The organism is Sphingobium amiense, from assembly GCF_003967075.1.
Lineage (GTDB): Bacteria > Pseudomonadota > Alphaproteobacteria > Sphingomonadales > Sphingomonadaceae > Sphingobium > Sphingobium amiense.
This window is the reverse complement of the sequence record NZ_AP018664.1, coordinates 787,920-810,283: the sequence shown is the minus strand read 5'-3', so window position 1 is coordinate 810,283 and position 22,364 is coordinate 787,920. Positions and strand designations below refer to the sequence as shown.

Below are 22,364 nucleotides of genomic sequence, written 5' to 3'. Positions count from 1 at the left end.
GCGTCAGCGCAGCGAGCGCGATTGCGGCCGCACGGACCTTGGGACGCGCGGCCGCCGCCGATCCGGCGCAGCGGATCGGCGCGAAAACGGCGAAGCCGCAGGGCCGGAGCTCCGGCCCTGCGGCGACGACGGTCATGCCGCTTTGAGGCGCTGCATCCCCTCGGCGAGTGTCCAGAGTGCGCGGTTGAGCGTCACATTCTGATCGATGCCGTTGATCGCTCGGGTCTGCGCCCGGCGGATACGGCCCTCGGCGTTGCGCTTGCGGCCTTGTAATCCACCCCGAACGACATTCTCCTGAATGACGTTGAACGTGGTCCATAGGCTGCGGTCTACATCCTCGCGGCGACGCGGCTCGATGATCTGTTCGGGTCGCACCGGGCTCTCGTCCTCGCCGTAGCGGGCGACTAGACTCACCTCGCCGAGCAACCGCCGCTCGTCCTCGGAAAGCTGGATCGCCTTCATCGACTCGCTGGCGTCGATCAACCGGGGGAAGTCCTCGGCGACAGTATAAACGCCCTCGATAATGTCGTGCTCGATGTTGCCCTTATGCGGCACGCGAACCTCCTCGAACCGCTCGCCCGCAATCATGCTGTTGGTGCAGACGAAACGCAGCATCCCGGCGAACATCTGATACGCGCTGGTCCCGTCATGGCTGTTGACGATGATAACTTCGGCGGCCTCGGGCTTGCCGATGCCGTCATCCCGGCGAAGGCGCAGCATGTGCTTGGCGTGGCCGTGGCGGCTGCCGTCGCGCGGCACCGACTGGACGGCGAAGAACGGAAACCACCCCTCCCGGCGCAGCCCCTCCACAATGTCGATGGTGGGCACATAAACATACCGCTCCGAACGGCTGTCATGCGCCTCACGGGCGAAGATTGACGGGACGTTCCGATACAGCGCCTCGTTGTCGAGCGGCTCCCGGCCGCTGATCTGATGGGCGTTCCGGCCGAACCGAGTTGCAAGCTGATAGTGCATTTTGGGCCTCCTTGGGCTTGGGTTTCCGCGCAGCGGAGCGCCGCGCTGAAACCCTGCCCGTCGGCGAGACCGGGGGTGCAAACGGAAAGCGGCTTCGCGGGGAACCGGCTGCACGGAGCGCGCTTGCGCGTGGAGGAAGCTGGGCGGAAGCCGCTTGGAGTGCGCCAGGGGCAGCGCCCCAAGCACCGCGCCGCCGTGCGGTGCCAGCAAACACCCCTTGCCTTTTGTTCCTGTTTTGATCCAAACCAGCGGCAAGGAGTCGGTATGAGCGTCACGATCACGGGACGGCCCGGCCAGCGCATCGCGGTCGCGGTCGCGGGCGACATCACCAAGACACTGCGGGTTCCCTATGACGAGGTGGAGGAACGCTTCCTGCTGGCGGCAAGCGACGGTTCGCTGATCGAAGGCCGCCTTGAAGCCGAGGAAGATCGCTTCGATTTCCGGGTCGTGGTGGACGGCGCGGGGATATCACGCGTCGGTCACGGCGAGCTGACGCTGGACTGGCGTGTCGAATGGCTGACGATCGCAACCTATGACGCCGGCGCGCTGCCGGAGGGCGGCCCAACACCGCTGCCCCTGTTCGATTTGCTGATCGGTTAGTCGCCCATTCAACGCGAGAGGCGCCCCCGCTCGGTGGAGCGGGGGCGCCGCTTGGGTCAGCGGGACCAAATGAGCGCGTATTCGCCGGCGGTCTCGGTTTCGACCAGGGTGGCGTAGATCGGCGCCGGGAAGGTCGGGTCGTCGAACTTGACCGAGATGTAATCACGGTTCTCGCGGCTGGTCTTCTTCCATCCCGCGCCGCATTCGACCGTGCCAACCGTGAGCCGGTAGTCGGGCGCCTTGTCGCCGTCCATGTCGATCGACTTGAGGGTCGCCTTGAGCTTGAGAGTTGCGGTGGTGATGGTGCCGTTGAAGTTGCCGTTGTCGGCTTGGGTGAAGGTGCCGATGGTCGCCATGTCGAAGTTCCTTTCGCTTTCGAGCCACGACCGCCGCGGCCTCGATGGCGATCGGTGAACCGGGGACGATCGGACGCGCACCGCTTGCGGCCGGAGCGCAGCGGAGGATGGCGACGCGCGGCTTTTTTGCTTCGCGATGCAAAGACGAAGGCGGCGGAAAAAAGCCGCGCGGCGGCGTTGCGCCAGGTCGAGCGAGGCGAAGCCGGCCCCGGTTAGATCAAGCCAATCGGGAGGCCCCGCGCGTCGTTCCGATGCCGAAGAGAACGCTATGGCTGACCGTGCCACCAATGTGATTGCGGCGGCGGCTTTGCGTGCCTCAGAGACCGGATTCTTAAACCGCCAGCGCCTGCGATCTTGATCGACCGACTTACCCGATGCCGTGACGCTGGCTTGACAATTGCCTCGGCCCGGATCATGGGGAACGTACCGCGACGCAGATATGCGAGCTGTTCACCTTCGTCGATTCGGCGAAGGGCGGCCACGTGGGACCAATCGGTTAGCCCGGTTGTCTCATACGTCTTGGAACTGTTCTCAAGCTCTGCTGCCGCCTTCGGTGACGCTGGAATTTGCCAGTAAGCAGGAGGAGGATGCGCAATGGAGCATTTCTCTCCTTGGCACCTCGGTTCCGTCAACCATGTGTTGCGGTCGATCGAGGCTGCGTGCCGTCGGCCGCCTGCTGAGGAGTAGTACCTTGTCTGCAAGCAGTCAGATGAAGGAAGTCCGGCGCGATCTTGAGCGCCAGGGCTTCACGGCCACCAAGACCCGTGGCGGTCATTGGCGGTTCGACCATCCCGAAATGGACGGCCCGGTTTTCGCGCCGGATACGCCGTCCGATCATCGCGGGCTGAAGAACCTGCACGCCATGCTGCGTCGGAAGATGCGCACGGCGACCGTCCACTAACGGCCGGCTCCGGGGCCGCCGCGTGCGGCCCCGGCTTTTCATTTTTCATATCGGCGATGCACCGCTGTGCGGGCTCGCCGGGGAGATTTCACCATGACTGAGAATAATCACGACACCCACATCCTTCCGCGTCCGGTCGAGCGCCTGCCCGAATATGCGCACGCAAAGGCTCGCCAGACCTTGGCCGAGCGGCTTAAGGACGCTTTCAAGCTCTCCGAAGCCTCGGCATCAGCCATCGCCAACGCCGTCGTCGATCCGTCCGACGTTCGCGCGTCGATTGGCGCGGCCGACGACCCTGACGTCGAGCGCATCCCGGTGCCCGGCGGCACCCTGCTCGGGATCAGGACCAGCGTCTGGGCGCGGCGGACCATGCCCGATCCGCGCAATCCGCGCACCTTGCCGTCACGGCGTCACCCCTTTGCCGTTGAGCCAGGGACCGGAGGCGAGGATTCCAAGTTTCGTCCGGTGCCGGAGCCCCGGCCGCTCGATCCCGATCGTCCGCAGTCGGCCGAACTGGCGGTGGACATTGAGAACAGCCATCACTTGGCCTGGGCCTCCCAGCAGGCAGCGCGGTTCGTGCTGGCCGAAAACGATTGGCGCACGTCCATCGAGTCTCAGGGGGTGATGGAAGCGGTGTGGCTCGTCGCCACCACCTACCAGCATGGCGACGGCTCCGAGCCGGTGACGACCCTGACCACGGTCGAGGGTTCGTCCCGCGATACTGCGGTCCATAATCTGCTGGGCATTCGCTCAGCCGATGTTCCCTATGACGATCAGGATGCCAAGTTCCGCGCGCATATCCGGCGGCTGAACGACGCTTTCGAGCGCGGCGAGCGGGATAAGCAGACGGTTGTCGCGCTGCGCTGCGAGCGTATCCCTGCGCTCATCCTCGTCGGCTTCCGGCCGCATGCGTCGGGAACGACCGGCTTTCCTACCGCCGTGAAGTCCTTTGTCGCGCTGCGTCACGTCGATCCCCCCAAGCCCTGGGGCGAAGGCCCGGAGAACGAATCGCTGGCGGACGAGGTTCTGGACGAACTGTATCGCCGCGATCTCATCACGGGTACGCAGCGCGACTACTATGCTGGCGCCTGCACGCGTGCCGAGGCTAAGGCTGCCCATCTGCCCGTCGATCCGGTCCAGCGGGCAGCACAGATCGTTCGGCTGTTCACCAGCCCGGACGATGGCGTCGAAGAGGCGATCCGGGTTGCCGTAACCAGCCAGTCAACGCGCAAGCGGATCACGTCGAAGTTGATGAATGAGCTTGCCACGGCCCTGATTCTGCGGGCGGTGGCGGATGATCCGGCCAAGATCGATCAGATCCGTCGCTATCTGAGGCATGCGTTCGGCAAGGCCGTGCATCGCTCGGACTGGGTGGCGACGGGCCGCACGACCGATCAGCTCGTCGAAGCTGCGCTTGACGAGGTCCGGGAAGCGATCGGCAAGGGCTCAACCGACGAACCCGGTCCTGCTTCGATGGAGCTGGCAATCCGGGCATCTTATCCGTTGGTGGTGACGGGACGGCTCAACGCCGATCGCGGCTCCTCGGGCAATGCCCAGCCCGATCGTCGCACGCCAGGGGAGATTCTCGACACCATGCGTCGGTCGCTTCACGGCGTTCATCAGCTCGGCCAGGCGTTGCGCGACTTCGATGATGGTCCGCTTCTTCGCGCCGTTGACGAACAGGGTCAGGTCAAGCGTCTGGCCGATGACTCAGCGGATCAGGTGGTGAGCGATATTTATCTGCGCCATGAGTTTCCCCCGCCCGGAAAGGCGAAGGCAGCGCGGGCCGGCGATACGCCGATGGATCGGTATCACAACGCTCTGGGCGCACTTGGTGCGGCACTGCTGGAGGTGGATCATGCCTTCGCAGGCTTGACCGCCGTCGAAGGTGATGATGGCCAGCCCCTCGTTGACTCGCAGGGAGTCGAGCCAAGACTGACTGATTCCTGGCGTGAATTGGTGAGTAGGCTGGATGAGGAAATGGTCGTCTGGGCTCGGACGTTCCGGAAGGCTTATGGAACCAAGCGCACCGCCCCGGCCAATGGTGACATTGACGAAGACGAACAGGAAGATGTCGATCCTTACGCCGATACGGATGAGGAACTGACGGAAGACTGAGTTCACTTCGATCCGACGTCCATAAAAGTAGCGGCCGCGCCCCAACGGGCGCGGCCGCGATTTTTCGCCGGTCGAAATGGAAGGCCGGGACCGCTCGCGCGGCCCCGCCCGGTGCCACTACTCGGCGGCCACGGCATAGGACGCATGACCGTCCTGCGCTTCGGCATCGGGGGCCTCCGCTTCGGACGGCTGCTCCAACGTCCCGGTATCCACAGCCTCGACCGGCGCGGTCTGCTCGGCCTCCAACTGGGGCGTCCGCAGCACGGCGGGAAGCCAGCCGGTCCCGGCGAGAAGCTGCTCGGCAGTTTGCGCTGTAAATAGGCGTCGAACCGGGACCCCATATCGGCGTCGAAGAGGGACCCCCTTTGGTGATGTCGGGCGGTTGTCCCGGTAGTCCATAGGAGGGACCCACGGCCGACGCCGCGCGCCTCCCCAAGCGCTGGCGGTGGCGGCCGTGGGAGGTTCCTGTGGACCCACCGGGTCAACCGCCGGGTGGGGGGTCCGGGGGGAGGGTTTTAGCTGCGGTTCCTGAGCCGCCAGCTATCGTTGCCGGTCTCGACGATGTCGCAGTGATGGGTGATGCGGTCGAGCAGCGCGGCCGTCATCTTCGGGTCGCCGAACACGGTTGGCCATTCGCCGAACGCCAGGTTGGTGGTGATGATCACCGAGGTGCGCTCGTAGAGCTTGCTAACAAGGTGGAACAGCAGTTGGCCGCCGGAGCGTGCGAACGGCAGATAGCCGAGCTCATCGAGCACGACGAGGTCGAGACGCGAGAGCTGGGCCGCGAGTGCGCCGGCCTTGCCGAGACGGCTCTCCTCCTCGAGCCGGTTCACCAGATCGACGGTGTTGAAGTAGCGGCCGCGGGCACCGGCACGCACCACGCTGGCGGTGATGGCAACCGCAAGATGGGTCTTGCCGGTCCCGGTGCCGCCGACCAGGACGATGTTGCGCTGGCCGGGCAGGAACGCGCCAGCATGGAGCGAGCGCACCAGCTCCTCGTTGATGGGCGTGCCTTCGAACACGAACGCGTCGAGGTCCTTCACCACCGGCAGCTTGGCCGCACTCATGCGATAGCGGATCGATGCCGCGTGGCGGTGAGCTGCCTCGGCACGCAGCAGATCGGTCAGGATCTCCATGGCGGTGCGCTTGCGCTGCACGCCGGTGGTGACCGCCTCATCGAACGCGCTGGCCATGCCCTTAAGACCGAGGCCGCTCATCGCGGCGATCATCTCATGCCGCTGCACGGGCGCCTCGCAGCAGGTCGTAGCGGGCGCAGTCGGCGGTCGGTGGGTGGCTGAGCGCGAGTGCGTCGGACGTGGTGATCGTCCTCGGCCGGGGCGGCTCACGCCGCCGCGCCAGGATGTTGAGGATCACATCGTCGCTGGCAGCGCCGGCAGCAAGCGCTTCGCGGATCGCAGCCTCGACCGCCTCAAGGCCGTCGGTGAGCACGGCGGACAACACGCGCACGAAGCGCCGGTCGGCTTCATCGCCAGTCCCGAGCTTGCGCCTGAGCCGTGCAAGCGCTGGCGGCAACTCCCAGCCCTGGAACGGTGCCCCGTTCCTGAGTGCGCCCGGCTTCTTGGCCAGCACTGGCAGGTAGTGCCAAGGATCGAGGATCATCCGATCCCGGCCGAAGAAGCGGGGATGCTCGGCCACGACCTCGTCGTCCAGGCGGACCACGATCCGGTCGGCGTAAGCGCGCACCTGCACCGCCCGCCGTGCCGCCTTGGCCATGACCGAGTAGCGGTTGCGGTCGAAGTTTATGAGGCAGGTGCCGGTCACCGCGTGCGGCGTCTCGTGGAAGCCGTCGAACGGCGCCAACATCGCCTGGAGCGCCGGACGTTCGGCGTCCCATGCCTGGGCGATGGTCAGCTCCTTCTGATCGGGGTGCTGGTGCAGCGCCGCCCACCGGCGGCACTCCGCCTCCAGCCACCCGTTCAGCTCCTCCAAGCTGGCGAAGCGTAGCCGGGGCTGGAAGAACCGCCCGCGCATCGTCTGCACCTGATGCTCAACCTGGCCCTTCTCCCAACCTGCTGCCGGCGAGCAGGCGGTGGGCTCGACCATGTAGTGGTCGGCCATGATCAGGAAGCGCCGGTTGAAGACCCGCTCCTTGCCAGTGAACACGGTCGTCACCGCGGTCTTCATGTTGTCGTAGATCCCGCGCGTCGGCACGCCGCCGAAGAACGCGAACGCCCGCGCATGGGCATCGAACACCATCTCCTGCGTCTCACGGGGATAGGCTCTCACGTACACAGCCCGCGACGCGCACAGCCGCATATGTGCGACCTTCACGCGCATCGGCTTGCCGGCGATCTCCACATCCTCGTGGCTCCAGTCGAACTGGTATGCCTCGCCGGGCCGGAACATCAGCGGGATGAACGCCGCAGCGCCGTCACCTGCATCCTTGCGCCGCTCGTCCAGCCAGCGCTTCGCATAACGCCGGACAGCATCGTAGGAGACCGTCAAACGCTCTCCTGAGCTTGTCGGTAGGCCCTCGCGCACCAGCAGATCGTGGATCCGCGTCATCCGCAGCCGTTCGCGCCGGGGCCGCACCTCGTTCTCGGCCAGCAGAGCGTCCAAGCGCTCCTGGAAAGGGCCGATCCGGGGAAGTGGCTGCACCGAGCGCCGATACGCGAAGCCCGCCTCAGGAGCGCGGATCGCCTTCCTCACCACTTTGCGCGACAACCGCAGATCCCGCGCGATCGCCTTGATCGACTTGCCATCGGCGTGCTCGCGCCGGATCCTTACTACCGTCTCCAAAATCAACATCCCGATCCCGCCGTCTGGTCATCACCAAACGGACGCACCTAAACCATCGAGATGGGGGTCCCTTTTAGACGCCGATCACCCCCATAACGGGGTCCTTCTTGCACGCCGATCCACAAGTTTGCGCCATGTCCGGCTTCTTCATGTCCGCGATCCGGCGGGCTGCATCCTCCGACACACCCTCCGCCACAGCCTCTACGATATGCGCCTTGGTGACGCGGCCAAGGTAGCTGTCCACGGTCGGCGTCCAGTCCTTCGCCATATCCAGCGCCAGCGCACTTGCCAGCCTGTCCGCTGTTTGCTGTGAACGGGGCTTTCGGTCCCACGGCAACCGCAGGGCATTGACGGTGCGGGACACGCAATGCGCCAGCAGCGCAGTCCGCATCTGCTCCGTCAGCCCGACAACGAAGCCCCACAGATCGGCCACGTCGCGCGGCATCCGTTCGGCCCATGCCTCGTGCTGCTCGCTCGCCCGCGCCGCCAAGGGTGTGTCCTCGATGCCGTCCGCATGGCTCCCCAAGGGGGTCAGTGTCGGGCGGACCTCAAGGCAACCAGCCTCCGCATAGCTGTAGAACAGTTGCGCGGTGAGCGTGTGGGTCAGCGCGATCAACGCCGTATCCGGCTGGTCGGCCAACGCTACGCGAAGCGCCAGCGTCCGGTGGGCGGACAGGTCGCGGGTGAGGCTGTCGGAAATCGGCTTGCCCGGTTCCTCGTCCTCCTCGATCTCCTGCACGTCCTCGTCGGTATCCTCGTCCTCCAAGTCCTCTCTCGCCTCCGGGGCTGTTGCATCGCCTTCGGCTTCCTGCTCGGGCTGCGGGTCGGCAAGCGCTTCGTCCTCGGTACGGACGAAGCCACGCTCGATCCTGACCGTGCCGTCATGGTGAAGCACCACAAATGCGCCGCCATGCGCGATCACGTTGGCGTCATAGGCCGAACGCTTCGCCGAAATGGCGTCGATCTCGTGGGACACGGCCTCCAGCCTTTCGGCCACATCCTCGGGCAACTCGTCATAGGATGAATAGCCTTCGGCAAGGTCATCATGCTCGGTGGACAGCACCTCAAGCCGCGCCTCGTCCTCGTCGGACAGGGGAATGGCCTGCGGATAGAAGCGCCGCATCCCGTGGGCGTGGGGATAGTCGATGTGCGCTTCGGCCCATTTCCAGCCCTCGGCCTCGACCTCGCCTGCGATCTCGCGCAGCTTCTCGGCAGCGAGCATATCGAGCAAGCCCGCATCCTCGAAGAACCCGCCCCGATCCTCGCTGAACAGGTCGCGGATGATGGTGCCGCCCGCCTCGATATAGGCATCGGCCCCGACGAACACCGCGCGGCGATCATCGGCAGGCACGTTGGTCGCGGTCATGTCGCGCCGGATGATCCACGGTTCACGATTATGGTGCAGATTCTCGAATACCTGCTCCTGCCGGGCATGATCCTCGGTGATGGCGAAGGCCATAAGCTGGTCCAGCGTAAGCCCGTCCTCACGATAGACCTGCAACAGCTTGGGGCTGACAGCGCCAAGGCGAAGCCGCTGCTTCACCACATTGGCCGACACGCCGAACCGCGCGCCGATTTCCTGCGCCCCCCAACCCTTGTCGTTGGAAAGCTCCGCGAACCGCTCGAACTGGTCGGCGGGGTGCATGGGGGTCCGGGTGACGTTTTCATCAAGGCTGATCTCGGCGGGATCGTTCACCGTATCCAGCCAGCAGCGCACCGGATGGCTCTTCCTTATCTGCTTGCGCTTGGCGGATAGCAGCATCGCCTGCCTGCGGCCTTCGCCAGCGGTAACGAGGTAATAGCCGGTCGGCGTCCCGTCTTCCCTGACTTCGGGTTCCACGACAAGGTTCTGGATCAGCCCCTTATGCTGGATCGACGCGGCCAGCGCCTCGATAGCGGCTTCCCCATGCGGCACCTTGCGGGCATTGCGCGGTGACTTCTTGAGCTTGGCGAGCGGCACGAAAATCTCGATGCCAGACACAGGCTCGGCGGCTGCGGTTTCGGTAACAGCGTTCATCACACTTCTCCTTAAAACCACACTCACCCCGGAATGGGGTGGGCGGCGAAGAAGCGACCGGCAGGCCCGCCGGCGGAGCCGGGCAGCACCCGAAGGGCCGGAACGCAGAGGAGGTAAGCGCGGCACGCGCGTTGCGGCCCGGCGCGGCGGGCCTAAAGGGAAGCGTCGCCCACCCCACAGACGGAGTGAGCAACGACAGACGCGATCGGGCCGGCGCAGCCCTGGCCCGATCTCCGCAGCATGGGAAAGGCCCAAATCCGCCGGGGCGGATTTACGGTTCGGCGTGAACACGCCGAGCGGGGCGTTGCGGGGCGTCCCCGCTAGAAGGGGTCTGGCGAGACCCGCCTGGGGCTCGCCAGCAGGGGAAAGCTTTCCCCCTCAAACCGGAAAATGATAGCAGCAAAAAGACACCATCCGCACACTGAAGCGAGGTGGATTAGAATAGAGCGGGCAGCATCGGATTGCGCCCGGGTCAGGGCTATTAGCTTGGGGAAAGTCTATGGACTGGTCACAATTAACCGGAGCACTGATCGGCCTCGTGGGTGTTCCTCTGGGCGTCATCTTGGGAGAGTTATTGAGACGACGGCAAAGAGCAGAACAATTCGCAGCGGCGATCTTCGGCAAGCGCCTCGAAGCCTACGACTCGCTTATAAATATCCTGTTTGAGAGCCACCGGATCGCGAACGAAGTGATCGACAATACGAAACTGTCGGCGGCCGAGCGGCACGAGCTGATCTCCGCAGCCATCATGCCGATCGCGGAACATACAACGCGCAACGTGCTCTATATAGACGAGGAACTGGGCGCCCATTGCACCGCGCTTTTCATGGGTGTGGAAGACCTGCGCGACCTGCCCGAAAGCGAACGTCAAGCGCGTCTCGCGCAGTTCCAACGGGATTGGAGAGAAGCTCGCCGGATGATCCTTGAGGACTCTGGTGTCATCAAGGTCAATCGGCTGTTCCGCGACATCAATCGCCCCACGATCAGCTCACCCGTTATCGAGCGTATTAGAGAATTGCGGCGCGAGCAGGACAACGAAATCTGAGACGACCTCTACCCAGCCAGCGCGATAGCGCTTCGATCCTGCGGGTGGCGTCTATGCTTGTTCTACAAGCAGGCTTTTGAGATTCCGCATTATCGTGGCGGACATATCAGCGGGTGGCGTTCCGTGCAGACGCGCCATACCTTCGACAGCGATCCAGACATCGCTCGGCGTGGTCGGGCGGGCGTCGGTCTGAGTGAATGGCCCATCTGTCTCCGTCAGAACGCGATCCAACGGGAGCGCCTTGGTTATCGCCGCGCGCTTCTCATTCGCGAGCATCTCCGCGTTCACCGAAAAATAGCAGCCGAGATCGACTGCTCTCTTGGCCTCTGCTGCGGTGCCAGTGAACCAATGAAGCACCACGCGGCCACGCGGGGGGGGCATGTATTGCTCGATCATATCGAGGACGGCCTTGGTCGCGCGGACGCTATGCGTCGTGACGATCTTGTTCCCCGCCGCCGCACACAGCGTCAGCACGCGAGCGAAAATCTCCTTCTGCGTCTCGAACGACCTGTAAAACCGCGGGCCGGCGTCCAGCCCAACCTCGCCGACATAGCGGGTGCGCGGCAGCAATTCCTCCCATAGACCGATCTCATGAGCGCGGTCGGCGACCAACTGAGGATGCAGGCCGAGAGCTGCCCGAACATGACGCGTGGCGGACGCCAGTTCGTGGTTTCGCGACCAAGCCTTGGGCGTGGTGGTTACGGTGAGGGTAAATACGCCATCGCGCTCGCAACGCTCCACCGCGGCGGCGTGGTCCGGGTAGAGATCGAGGTGACAGTGAAAATCGACGAGACCCGATCGCATGGAGCCTCTTACGACGGTGCGGCGCGAACGCCAGTCAGCAAGCGCCCAACCTCCTCCAATCCGCGGCGATAGACATCGGCCAGGCCATCGTGGCGGGTGGGATCATCATAGAGCGGCCCCGGCTTGTGGATGAGGGCCTTGGCGAGTTCCGGACGCTTCGATAGCCGCGCGATCGCGATCTGGAAGGATCGGACCTGCTGACCTTCGGCCTGCCTGGTGTCCAATGTGGCAGTCTTCAGGTCGGGCACGCCGTAAACTGTTGAATCCCTGCCTCGCAGAGAGGCCCGCCGAATGAGACATGGTAGGCAGTATCCGCAATGTCCCTGCGGCTTCTTGGTCCAGCGCCCCTTCGTCGGTGATGAACATGATAGCGACAGAGGGGCGAGCTGCTTTAACAAGGCCGGATTGGCGCATTGGGCGACCATCTCCCCCTTGGTCTTGTCCCAATAGGGATTCTCGACCTTCCCTCCGACACCGAGTGCGCCGAGCAATTCGTTCCACCGGGCCATATAGAAAGGATGTGTCGTCCGGGTGCTGAGCGCACCGAGCCGGAGTCGATCGAGCGGCACGTTGAGCGCGATCAGGCCGTTCTCGGGAACTTTGAGCACGAAGGCGCGGCCGAGCGCGGTGCCGGCGGCGACACCCAGCGAGAAGAACAGGAAGGATCGACCGCGTGTGGTGTCCTCCGATCCGACGTCCTCGACCAACCCGCTATCGAAGCTCATCCACACCCGCAGCCGATCGAAGGCGGATGCTTTATAAGCGGCTTTCAAACCGTCGAAGCACTGCTCCTGCGACTTGCTCACCAGTCCTTCGCCGGCATGGCTGACCAGAAGCGGCGTCTCGCTGGCATTCAGGCTGTCGATCGCACCGATCAAACTGTCCAAACCGCCGGAGAACAGGCTCACGCCATCGAACGGGGCGGGAATGAGGGTGGGCGCGGCAGGAGCAACCAGCTTCGCGTAACCCTTCGTCCGCTTGCGGAATCCGACATCCCATCTGTCGCCGGTCAGGAAGTTCAGGGCGCGGACCAGGATGGGCGCGGCGGCGGTCCATCGCACGGGATCGCTCACGGGGACGACCAACCGAATCTCGCGCGTCCAGGCATCCTGCGATTCCGTCGAGCGGGAGATTCGGGTGTCCGCTGCATGAACATGGGCCGCGACCACGAGCATGTCCGCACCGATCTCGCTCGGGGTCAGGTGCAGCGCCTTGAGGTCGGCCAAGGCTCGGCCGATCCCATGATCGAGACGCTTGCCCGCCACTAACTGCAAGGTCGATGCAATCTCGTCGCGCGCCTTGGGGACGCGGGTCTTATCGTCCTCGCCGAAACGGCCGATGATGACATGGCGCCTCATTTCGCTGCCTCCCCATCGCCCATCGTCTGCAACACCTCGAAAGCGGATTGATAGACGTTGGTCACGAAGCCCATCACCGCGTCAGGGGTCAGCGACTGTATGTTGACGCCCGCAGCGTTTATGGCGTCGCTGACACCGCGCTGGATGAAATCACGCAGTTGCGACTGAACCCTCTCGGCCGCGCGCGGGTCGGCAGGTAAGGTCACGACCTTGGTGCCGATGTCGTTGCAGATGCGAGCCTCGATCGCGTGCGTCGCATATAGTTCGAAGACGGTCTGGATTTGGCCCGGCGTCAGCGCGTCGATGTCGGTAATGCCCGCACCGGCGAGATCGGCGATGGTCTCGACGAAGGCGTCCCGCGCGATGCCCTCGTCGATCGACCCGCCTTCGGGACAGATATAGTCGGCGAGGCCGGCGAACACTTCCTCGATCGGCCGCCCGGCGAGGCTTTCCAGATTGAGCGTTCGCAACGCTTCGCGAACGCCATTCGCGCTGGCGTCGTTGAGGAACCTGACCAGTCCGGCGCCCGCGCCCCGCGATGCGCCCATGCGCTGCGCGGCCTGGCGTGAGCCGCCCGCCGATTTGGACACATATTGCGAGACCGCGCGGCCGAGGCTCCTGCGGTCGCTTCCGCCCGAGCTTGCGAAGCGAGTGAAATTGTTCCGGGCCGATGTGAAGCGATCCGTTGCCCCCGCCGGCGCGGTTGGCCGAGGTGCCGGCGCTGGAGGAACTGCTGGGGGAGATCCATCAGGTGACGGGGGTTGTGCCCCGTCGCCATCACCGGCACCCGCGCCGGCCCCGCCATCACCGTCGCCCTGCAACCAACTCGGGATCAGCGGCGTGCCGCCACCTGCACCCCCATAAGCGTTCGACGTTCCCATCAGCGCCCGCCTTTTCGAGTGCGAATCGCGGCGCTGGCCGTCGTCTTCAGGAAGGAAGATTGGGACGTGGACCATCCCTGGAGTAGCTTCTCGAAGCGCGCCACGGCGTCAGAGTCCTTGATGATTCCCTCCCAACCTGACGCGGGCCACGGCCCGCACCGATCGGCTGGCACGGCTTCGAGCAAGTCGAGAAGATTGGCTTGCAATGTCGGATGGGCGCGAACCAGTACGGCGAGCCCATCAATGCCGGGCGGCGCCGTATCGAAGGCGTCGCCACCCATGACGCGCCCGCGCAGCTCCTCGAAGACCTGTGCGGCCTCGGCCGGAACGAGCTGCTTGAGTTCGCCTTCAAACGCCTGGACGGCAAGTTTCGGGCCGAGCAGCTTCTCGACCACAGCGGCGAGGCGGCCGAGGACGGAGGCCGCGCCGAAATAGTCCTTTCGATCCTTGGTCACGAACAGATAGGGACGCAGATCGACTTCGGCCAAGGCCGGTGACAGCCGCGCCCAGGCCCGTATCGCGTCGGCCGCCTTCCATTCCGTCAGGATGGCGCTGTCCTTAGAGTCCGGCACGGCAGTCGGCTTGGCATCATCGGTGGAACTGATCTTCGGCCCGGTTCTCTTCGCCTTGGGGGCTGGCTTCTCCTCCGATGCGGCGGCTTCAAGCGCCGTCAAATCTAGGCAGCGGCCATCCGGATCGCGGGCAGCGGCGCTGGCGATCTGGTCGAACAATCTGGAGAGGAATCGTTCGGCCAGCATGAGCTTCGCCAGGACGGGCAGCTTCACCTCTTCTCCGAAGCCGCGAGCGAGCGCGGTTTGATGGCGCAGCAGCAGGGTATTCAGGAAGCGCTTGATCTGCCGCGGATTGCCCTGAGTGCCGCTGGCCAGGATCGGACCGATCTGATCGCTCAAGGTGAGCGCGTTCTGGACCTTGCCGGCTTTGTCGCCCAAGGCGGTCTTGACCGTCTGCGCGTCGAGCCCGGCCGTTTGCCAAGGCCGTTTGAGCAATTCACGCGCGACGGTGATGAGCGCCGAATAAGCGGAATCGTCCTCGCCCAGCTCGGCGCCGATGAGCAACAGGGTGACGTAAATGCGGGTTTCGGTCTCGCCCAAAGCCGGAATCCGGAACGGTATCTGGATCAGCTTTTCGAGATAGTTGCGCGCATAGTCGCGGGGGCCGGTTGTGTCCGGCAGCTCGGGGAAATGCTTGCGCACCGAATATTCGATCATCGCCTCGTCGGCCGCGACGATGAACGCGGTGCGGGCGGTGAAAACGAACAGGCGAACGGCTTCGAGGGTCTCAATCGCGGTGTCCGGCAGGCAGCGGTCGAGATCGTCGATGAGCACGATCAGTTGCTTGACGCCCGCCTGCTTTAGCAGGTCGTCAAAAGCTTTTCGGAATGCCTCGATCTCTTCGGGGACATTCTTCGACTCCCCCGGCTTCAGCAGACCCTGCACTCCGTCGATGGCCTTGTCGTAATTCTCCTGCGTGGCGAGTTTCGAAGGGTCGGCAAAGATGCCCTTCAAGGTGCCGACCACCGCGCCGACCTGATCGGCCGTGGGGATGCCGGTGAAGGCGGTAAAAGCGAGACCGCCCCCGTGGCGCGCGATCTTGAGCCAATCGATCCGCCGGAAGATGTCTTTGACGGCTATGCCCGCTTGGGTGAGCAACGGGCGTTTTTCGATAAGCCCGGTGACGATGCCCTCGATCAACGCGATCTTGGCGTCTTCGAATCCTTGAAAGCGCCATCCGTTGAATTTGATGCAGAGCACGTCCGCATCAGAACTGAGGCCGTTCTCGATCATCTCCAAGATGCTGGATTTGCCGGCGCCCCAGTCGCCGTGAACGCCGATCGTCACGGCGCGCTCGGGCTTCTCGCGGAGCAGCTCGATGATGGTCTTGGCGATCGCCTCATTGTTGAGGAGATCGACCTTTGTCTCATTGTCAGTGAGAATCATCCCGCCCCCGCTTCCGCCCCACGACTCGCGGCGGTTGTAATAGTGAAGCCCCGCACGCAACATTGCCGGAAGAAGACAGGCTCCGCCATATGTTCTGCTGGACCTCCGGCAAGTCCAACGGGGAGCAATCAAGCAGTTTTTTCCTCTATCGGACTGAACACCGGGGATGGGCCGCCAAGGATGTAAGGCCGGCGGAAGGCCCCGCCTTGACAAGGTAAGGTATTTTCCTTACATTCTGTGGGCAGAGGAGACCTAGCCATGCCGGCGTTGCTCGAAGAAGTCAGCACCATCACCGCCAAGGGCCAGACGACGATACCGAAGTCCGTCCGCCAAGCGCTCGGCGTCGATTACGGTGGCAAGATCGCATTTCGCGTCGATGAGCATGGGGTGTCGGTGCATCGCGCCGATGCCGAGCATGACGATCCAGCGATCGACAGCTTTCTGGCGTTTCTGGCCGAGGACATCAAACGCCGGCCCGAGGCGTTGACCGCGCTGTCCCCCGCGCTCGCCGAACGCATCGCTGCGCTGACCGAGGGCGTTAAGGTCGATCTCGATGCGCCGATCGACGGCGATGTCGATCTCTAATGACGGTCGTCAACGGGTGGCAGCTCATTGCCCACCCCCTGTTTCTCGACCAAATCGAGAAGCTGGGGACGGCCGTCGAGCGTCTGCGAGAAAAAGACCCGCGCGGCTGGCACAAGTCGGCCAATGCGAAGCTGCTGGCGGCGATGCGCCAGCTCGTCTTCGAGACCATTCCGCAAGACCCGACGCGACCCGAATACCGCCAGGGCGGCACGTTGGGCGACGACCGCAAGCACTGGTTTCGGGCGAAGTTCGGCGGCGGCCGGTTCCGGCTGTTCTTCCGCTACAGCACCAGCGCCAAAGTTATCGTGTTCGCCTGGGTGAACGACGAGAACACACTGCGCACCTACGGATCAAAGTCGGATGCCTATGCGGTGTTCCGCAAAATGCTCGACAAGGGCAATCCGCCCGACGATTGGGCGGCTCTGTTGGCGGCTGCGAGCGAGTCGGACACACAAGAGCGCCTGGCGACGGCTTCGCCGGAGCCGCCATGAGCCCCTATTTGCGCTACGCCCGCCCGAATTGTTTGCACCCAGCGCAGGCGGGCATCAGCGTTGGCGCATGGCCCTGTCTCGCAAACGTCGTCGTCGCGCGCCGCGCGGCTGGTCGGACGGTCTCGACGACCTGCACGATTATATGCAGGCGCCAGCGAAGCGCGCCTCGTCCCGCCCGCGCGCCGTCAAGGATGGCGGTTCGATCACGGTCACGGACGATTGGCCCGAGCGGGTTCCGATCGGCGACGCCGAGTTGCGCGTCATCGAAGGCCATCTGCGCAAGGAGCTGGACGACCTGTTCGGACCCTTGCCGTGAGATAAGGAGGATCATGCCATGACCGACGCCGCCCTTCGCGTCGAGGACACCCCGCCGGTCATGGCGACGGCCCGTGCCGCGCTCTATCTGCGCGTCTCCACCGGCCGTCAGGCCGAGAGCGACCTGTCCATCCCCGACCAGCGCCGCCAGATCGAAGGCTATTGCCTGTCGCGCGGCTGGGAGGTTGCGGCCGAGTTCGTCGAGCCGGGCAACACCGCGACCGACGATCGCCGGCCGGCGTTTCAGGCAATGATCGACGCGGCGATGCAGAAGCCGTCGCCGTTTAACGTCATTCTCGTCCACAGCTTCTCGCGCTTCTTCCGCGACCAGTTCCAGTTCGAGTTCTACGTCCGCAAGCTGGCGAAGAACGGCGTGCGACTGATCTCGATCACGCAGGATTTGGGCGATGATCCGATGAGCGTGATGATGCGCCAGATCATGACGCTGTTCGACGAATATCAGTCGAAGGAGAACGGCAAGCACACGCTGCGGTCGATGAAGGAGAACGCGCGGCAAGGCTTCTGGAACGGCGCGCGGCCACCCATCGGCTATCGGATCGTCGAGGCCGGGCACCGCGGCGCGAAGGTCAAGAAGAAGCTGGAGATCGACCCGATCCAGGCCGAGACTGTGCGGCGCGTCTACCGTATGGCGCTGAATGGCGTCGATGATAACGGCCCGATGGGCCTCAAGGCCATCGCGACGTGGCTCAACGACAACAACATCCGCACCCGCGACGGCGGGCGCTGGGGCATCGCGGGAGTGCATCAGGTGCTCACCCGCACGACCTATATTGGCCGGCACAAGTTCAACTATCGGGACTATCGCACCAAGGCGCCCAAGCCCGAGAGCGAGCACGCCATCATGGAAGTGCCCGCCATTATCTCTGAGGCTGAGTTCGAGGCCGTGCAGCGGTCGCTCAAGGCACGCAGCCCGAAGATGATGCCGCCGATGGCTGTGGGCGGCCCGACGCTGCTCACCGGCATCTGCTTTTGCGCATGCTGCGGCGGAGCCATGACGCTGCGCACCGGCACCAGCAGCGTCGGCCGCGAGTATCGCTATTACACCTGTTCCACGAAGGCGCGGCAGGGCGCGAAGGGCTGCCCCGGCATCACGGTCCCGATGGATCGGCTGAACGAAGCCGTCGTCGGGCATCTGGAGTGGCGCCTGCTCGATCCGAAGCGGCTTGAGGAGATGATGGATCAGATCCTCGAACGCCGCGACGAATGGGTGGATCAGCGGCGCCTTCATGTCGCCGATCTGGAGCGCCGCGCGACCGAGGCCGAAGCCAAGCTCAAGCGTCTCTATGATGCGATCGAAAATGGCGTCATCGATGTGAGCGATCCTTCGCTCAAGGATCGAATCGCCGAACTGACGGCAACACGCGACCAGGCCAGGGGCGACGCCGAACGGGCGGTAGCCCATATTGAGAAGATCGGCCCGACCATCACGCCCGAGAGCCTGCGCGCCTTCGCAATGGCGGCGCGCAGAAAGCTCCGGCGGGGCGATGGCTCATTCGCGCGCGATCACGTCCGCGCGGTCGCCCAGCGTGTCGAAGTGGTCAGTAAGACGGAGGTTCGGATTCGCGGCTTGCGCAGTGAGTTACTCCGAACGCTTACCGCCGCCTCTGGCGTAGAGGCGGCGGTGCTAGGCGTTCGTGCCTTTGATCCAAAATGGCGCACCCGGAACGATTCGAACGTCCGACCCTCAGATTCGTAGTCTGATGCTCTATCCAGCTGAGCTACGGGTGCATTGGAGACGCGCAGATAGAAGCGCGCGGCAGATTGGGCAACCCCCTTTTTGCACTTTGCGCTCCGAAAAGGCGTCGGCAACTTTTCCACCCTTCCCTCGTTCCTGTGCGCGAAGGAGAGTGCCATGATGAGCTTCACGATGAACGACCTGGCGCTGCTGGCGATTGCGCTCGTGATCGGCTGGATACTGGGCCTGATGACGAGCGGACGCGGACGGTTCAAGCGGCTGTGGCAGGACGAGAAGGTCGCTCATCGCACGGCGCTCAAGGACAGGGAGGCCCGTCTTGAAGCGTCGGAGGCGCGCGTGCGGGAACTGGAGCGCCACGCGGCGCCGGTCAGCGCTGGAGGCGCCAGCGCGGCGACAGTGGCGGCCGCTGCCCCTGGCCGCGACGATCTGAGCCGGATCAGCGGCATCAGCCAGCGTGAGGAGGTTGCGCTCAATGAGGCCGGCTATCAGCGTTATGGCCAGATCGCGGCGCTCAATGCCGAACAGGAGGCGACGCTGGAGGCGCGGCTGGGGCTTTCCCCCGGCACCATTTCTCGCGACGACTGGAGAGGTCAGGCTGTCGCGCTGGAACGCGGCGAGGGAAAGCCGGGTCTGCTGGGTCGACTGACCGGCGCGCGGTAACGCCGCCTGAGCATTGGAATATGGAAAGGGCGGGAAGATCGCTTCCCGCCCTTCTTTGTTACCTGCTGGCGAGCGCGGCCTGCGCCGCCGCGAGCCGGGCAATCGGAACGCGGTAGGGCGACGCCGAAACATAATCGAGGCCAGTCTTTTCGCAGAAGGCGATGGAGGCCGGATCGCCGCCATGCTCGCCGCAAATGCCGAGCTTGATGTCGGGGCGGGTCGCGCGGCCCCGTTCGGCAGCGAGTTCGATGAGCTGGCCCACGCCCTCCACGTCGATGCTGACGAAGGGATCGCGGGCGAAGATGCCCTTGTCCACATATTGCGTCAGGAAGCGGCCCGCGTCGTCGCGGCTGATGCCGATGGTCGTCTGCGTGAGGTCATTGGTGCCGAAGGAGAAGAATTCGCCCACCTCGGCGATCTCTCCGGCTTTAAGGGCAGCGCGCGGCAGCTCGATCATGGTGCCGACCAGATAGTCGACCGAAGCGCCCTGCTCGGCGAACACATCCTTCGCCACCTGATCGACGATCGCCTTCATCAGTTCCAGCTCCTTGCGGGTCGCGACGAGCGGGATCATGACTTCGGGGATCGGCGCTTCACCGCTGCGCTGCTTTACCAGCAGTGCAGCTTCGAAGATGGCGCGGGCCTGCATCTCGTAGATTTCGGGGTAGGTGACGCCGAGGCGGCAGCCGCGATGGCCGAGCATCGGGTTGAACTCGTGCAGTTCGGCGGCGCGGCGCTTGAGCGCTTCCACGCCGACGCCCGCAGCCTTCGCCACTTCCTCGAACTCCGCTTCGCCATGGGGCAGGAATTCGTGCAGCGGCGGATCGAGCAGGCGGATGGTGACGGGCAGGCCCGCCATCACCATGAAGATCTGCGCGAAGTCGTCGCGCTGTTCGGGCAGCAGCTTGTCGAGCGCGGCGCGGCGGCCCTTCTCGCTGTCGGCCAGGATCATCTCGCGCACGGCGGTGATGCGCGCGGCGTCGAAGAACATATGTTCGGTGCGGCAGAGGCCCACGCCTTCCGCGCCGAATTCGCGAGCGACCTGGCAATCCTGCGGCGTTTCCGCGTTGGCACGGACCTTCAGGCGGCGCACCTTGTCCGCCCATTCCATCAGCGTGCCGAAATCGCCCGCCAGTTCTGGCTGCACGGTCGGCACTTCGCCCGCCATGACTTCGCCGGTCGCGCCGTCGATGGTGAGGATGTCGCCTTCCTTCAGCTCGCGTCCGGCGATGCGCAGAATCCGGTTGGCGTTGTCGATGGAGAGGCTGCCCGCGCCGGACACGCAGGGACGGCCCATGCCGCGCGCCACCACGGCGGCGTGGCTGGTCATGCCACCGCGCGCGGTCAGGATGCCCTTGGCCGCGTGCATGCCGTGGATGTCTTCGGGAGAGGTTTCCACGCGGACGAGGATGACGGCATCGCCCAGTTCGTTGCGACGCTCGGCAGTGTCGGCGTCGAACACGATCGCGCCGGATGCCGCGCCCGGCGAAGCGGGCAGCCCCTTCGTCAGCACGTCGCGCGGCGCCTTGGGATCGAGCGTGGGATGCAGAAGCTGGTCGAGCGCGGCGGGATCGACGCGGGCGACGGCTTCCTCTTCGGAGATCAGCCCTTCGTTCGCCATGTCGACCGCGATCTTGAGCGCGGCCTTGGCGGTGCGCTTGCCCGAGCGGGTCTGGAGCATCCAGAGCTTGCCCTGCTGGACCGTGAATTCGATGTCCTGCATGTCGCGATAATGGGTTTCGAGGATCTGGAACACCCGCGCCAGTTCGGCATAGGTTTCCGGCATCGCCTCTTCCATCGAGAGGGGCTTGGCCCCTGCCCGCTCGCGCGCGGCGAGGGTCAGATATTGCGGCGTGCGGATGCCCGCCACCACGTCCTCGCCCTGCGCGTTGATGAGATATTCGCCATAATAGGCGTTCTCGCCGGTCGCGGGATCGCGGGTGAAGGCGACGCCGGTGGCGGACGTGTCGCCCATATTGCCGAACACCATCGCCTGCACGTTGACCGCCGTGCCCCAGTCGCCGGGGATCGAGTTCAGACGGCGATAGACTTTCGCGCGGTCCGCCTGCCACGATCCGAACACGGCGCTGATCGCGCCCCAGAGCTGGTCGTGCACATCCTGCGGGAAGGGCTTGTTCCAGAGCTTCTGGACGAGGGACTTATACTCGCCGACCAGCGCCTTCCAGTCGTCGGCGGTCATTTCGGTGTCGAGGGTGTAGCCCTGATCTTCCTTGGCGATCTCCAGCGCTTCCTCGAACGCGCCATGGTCGAGTTCCAGCACCACGTCCGAATACATCTGGATAAAGCGGCGGTAGCTGTCCCATGCAAAACGTTCGTCGCCCGATGCGGCGGCGAGGCCTTCCACCGTCGCGTCGTTGAGGCCGAGGTTGAGGACCGTGTCCATCATGCCGGGCATCGAAATGCGCGCGCCCGAACGGACCGAGACGAGCAGCGGGTCGGAAGCGTCGCCGAAGCGCTTTCCGGTCACGCCTTCGATATGCGCGATGCCGTCCGCCACCTGCCCTTTCAGGCTTTCGGGATAGACGCCGCCGTCCTGATAGTAACGGGTGCACATTTCGGTCGTGATGGTGAAGCCAGGAGGCACCGGCAGGCCGATGGCGGCCATGCCGTCGAGGTTGGCGCCCTTGCCGCCCAGAAGGTTCTTGTCGCCCTTCCCCCCATCGTTAACCCCGCCCCCGAAGCGATAGACATAGCGGGTGGCGGTGTCGTTCATGCTGGCCTCTTCCGTCTTGATCATGGTCCGGCTCTCCCTGCACTGATTGCCGAGTTTGTGCGATGCAACAATCTAGCCGCATTAGCGAG

The 22,364-nt window shown here is 64.6% G+C and carries 19 protein-coding genes and 1 tRNA gene; 8 read left to right on the top strand and 12 right to left on the bottom strand.

The genetic code is table 11. The features are described from left to right. Positions 1-132 precede the first annotated feature (132 nt). Positions 133-975, bottom strand: a complete 843-nt coding sequence (locus tag SAMIE_RS03815) for a DUF932 domain-containing protein (protein WP_066698795.1) — start codon at positions 973-975, stop codon at positions 133-135. A gap of 264 nt (positions 976-1,239) precedes the next feature. Here SAMIE_RS03815 and SAMIE_RS03810 point away from each other — a divergent pair, with 264 nt between their 5' ends. Continuing rightward, positions 1,240-1,575 carry a hypothetical protein gene (locus SAMIE_RS03810; protein WP_066698803.1) on the top strand — a complete coding sequence of 112 codons (336 nt, stop codon included), beginning with the start codon at positions 1,240-1,242 and terminating at the stop codon, positions 1,573-1,575. 56 nt (positions 1,576-1,631) lie between these two features. Here the strand turns inward: SAMIE_RS03810 and SAMIE_RS03805 are convergent, their stop codons facing one another. After that, on the bottom strand, positions 1,632-1,931 hold the full coding sequence (locus SAMIE_RS03805; protein ID WP_066698806.1) for a DUF736 domain-containing protein: 300 nt from the start codon (positions 1,929-1,931) through the stop codon (positions 1,632-1,634). Positions 1,932-2,484: 553 nt separating this feature from the next. Between SAMIE_RS03805 and SAMIE_RS23710 the strand changes: the two genes are divergently transcribed. Next, positions 2,485-2,832 (top strand): type II toxin-antitoxin system HicA family toxin, encoded by a 348-nt coding sequence (locus tag SAMIE_RS23710; protein WP_232037364.1) that lies wholly within the window; start codon positions 2,485-2,487, stop codon positions 2,830-2,832. A gap of 93 nt (positions 2,833-2,925) precedes the next feature. Then, positions 2,926-4,950: a hypothetical protein gene (locus SAMIE_RS03795; protein ID WP_066698816.1), complete on the top strand. Its 2,025-nt coding sequence runs from the start codon at positions 2,926-2,928 to the stop codon at positions 4,948-4,950. A gap of 117 nt (positions 4,951-5,067) precedes the next feature. On the opposite strand, the gene SAMIE_RS23280 is transcribed toward SAMIE_RS03795, so the two are convergent. The 4 genes from SAMIE_RS23280 to SAMIE_RS03780 form a co-directional block, all read right to left on the bottom strand. Further along, positions 5,068-5,214 carry a hypothetical protein gene (locus tag SAMIE_RS23280; RefSeq protein WP_157077756.1) on the bottom strand — a complete coding sequence of 49 codons (147 nt, stop codon included), beginning with the start codon at positions 5,212-5,214 and terminating at the stop codon, positions 5,068-5,070. A 251-nt stretch (positions 5,215-5,465) separates the two neighbouring features. Further along, complete coding sequence (istB, locus tag SAMIE_RS03790; RefSeq protein ID WP_066698823.1) at positions 5,466-6,194, bottom strand: IS21-like element helper ATPase IstB; 729 nt, start codon at positions 6,192-6,194, stop codon at positions 5,466-5,468. Further along, a complete protein-coding gene (istA, locus tag SAMIE_RS03785) occupies positions 6,181-7,719 on the bottom strand; it encodes an IS21 family transposase (protein ID WP_066698826.1) in 1,539 nt (512 codons plus the stop codon). Before istA ends, istB begins: the two co-directional genes overlap by 14 nt. A 64-nt stretch (positions 7,720-7,783) precedes the next feature. After that, a complete protein-coding gene (locus tag SAMIE_RS03780) occupies positions 7,784-9,727 on the bottom strand; it encodes a ParB/RepB/Spo0J family partition protein (protein WP_083952425.1) in 1,944 nt (647 codons plus the stop codon). A 499-nt stretch (positions 9,728-10,226) separates the two neighbouring features. Between SAMIE_RS03780 and SAMIE_RS03775 the strand changes: the two genes are divergently transcribed. After that, the gene (locus SAMIE_RS03775) at positions 10,227-10,772 is read left to right on the top strand and encodes a hypothetical protein (RefSeq protein WP_126516729.1); all 546 of its coding nucleotides are present in this window, start codon (positions 10,227-10,229) and stop codon (positions 10,770-10,772) included. 51 nt (positions 10,773-10,823) lie between these two features. Here the strand turns inward: SAMIE_RS03775 and qatD are convergent, their stop codons facing one another. The 4 genes from qatD to qatA form a co-directional block, all read right to left on the bottom strand. Then, the gene (gene qatD / locus SAMIE_RS03770; RefSeq protein ID WP_066698830.1) at positions 10,824-11,576 is read right to left on the bottom strand and encodes a Qat anti-phage system TatD family nuclease QatD; all 753 of its coding nucleotides are present in this window, start codon (positions 11,574-11,576) and stop codon (positions 10,824-10,826) included. Between the two features lie 8 nt (positions 11,577-11,584). Then, positions 11,585-12,802 (bottom strand): Qat anti-phage system QueC-like protein QatC, encoded by a 1,218-nt coding sequence (gene qatC / locus SAMIE_RS03765; RefSeq protein WP_232037363.1) that lies wholly within the window; start codon positions 12,800-12,802, stop codon positions 11,585-11,587. Positions 12,803-12,930: 128 nt separating this feature from the next. Then, positions 12,931-13,524 carry a Qat anti-phage system associated protein QatB gene (qatB, locus tag SAMIE_RS03760; RefSeq protein WP_232037362.1) on the bottom strand — a complete coding sequence of 198 codons (594 nt, stop codon included), beginning with the start codon at positions 13,522-13,524 and terminating at the stop codon, positions 12,931-12,933. A 290-nt stretch (positions 13,525-13,814) separates the two neighbouring features. Further along, positions 13,815-15,836 carry a Qat anti-phage system ATPase QatA gene (gene qatA, locus SAMIE_RS03755; protein WP_232037361.1) on the bottom strand — a complete coding sequence of 674 codons (2,022 nt, stop codon included), beginning with the start codon at positions 15,834-15,836 and terminating at the stop codon, positions 13,815-13,817. Positions 15,837-16,031: 195 nt separating this feature from the next. Between qatA and SAMIE_RS03750 the strand changes: the two genes are divergently transcribed. The 3 genes from SAMIE_RS03750 (at position 16,032) to SAMIE_RS03735 (ending at position 18,881) form a co-directional block, all read left to right on the top strand. Further along, a complete protein-coding gene (locus tag SAMIE_RS03750) occupies positions 16,032-16,358 on the top strand; it encodes a type II toxin-antitoxin system PrlF family antitoxin (RefSeq protein WP_066698844.1) in 327 nt (108 codons plus the stop codon). Then, entirely contained in the window at positions 16,358-16,849 is a 492-nt protein-coding gene (locus SAMIE_RS03745) for a type II toxin-antitoxin system YhaV family toxin (RefSeq protein WP_066698847.1), read from the top strand. The genes SAMIE_RS03750 and SAMIE_RS03745 overlap by 1 nt, the downstream gene beginning before the upstream one ends. Before the next feature lie 334 nt (positions 16,850-17,183). After that, positions 17,184-18,881, top strand: a complete 1,698-nt coding sequence (locus SAMIE_RS03735) for a recombinase family protein (RefSeq protein WP_083952434.1) — start codon at positions 17,184-17,186, stop codon at positions 18,879-18,881. Here the strand turns inward: SAMIE_RS03735 and SAMIE_RS03730 are convergent. Then, positions 18,837-18,913: transfer RNA gene (locus SAMIE_RS03730), tRNA-Arg, on the bottom strand. The genes SAMIE_RS03735 and SAMIE_RS03730 overlap by 45 nt on opposite strands. Positions 18,914-19,040: 127 nt before the next feature. Between SAMIE_RS03730 and SAMIE_RS03725 the strand changes: the two genes are divergently transcribed. Next, positions 19,041-19,541 (top strand): hypothetical protein, encoded by a 501-nt coding sequence (locus SAMIE_RS03725; RefSeq protein ID WP_066699023.1) that lies wholly within the window; start codon positions 19,041-19,043, stop codon positions 19,539-19,541. 58 nt (positions 19,542-19,599) lie between these two features. Here the strand turns inward: SAMIE_RS03725 and ppdK are convergent, their stop codons facing one another. Then, positions 19,600-22,299 carry a pyruvate, phosphate dikinase gene (ppdK, locus tag SAMIE_RS03720; protein ID WP_066698860.1) on the bottom strand — a complete coding sequence of 900 codons (2,700 nt, stop codon included), beginning with the start codon at positions 22,297-22,299 and terminating at the stop codon, positions 19,600-19,602. Positions 22,300-22,364: the final 65 nt, after the last annotated feature.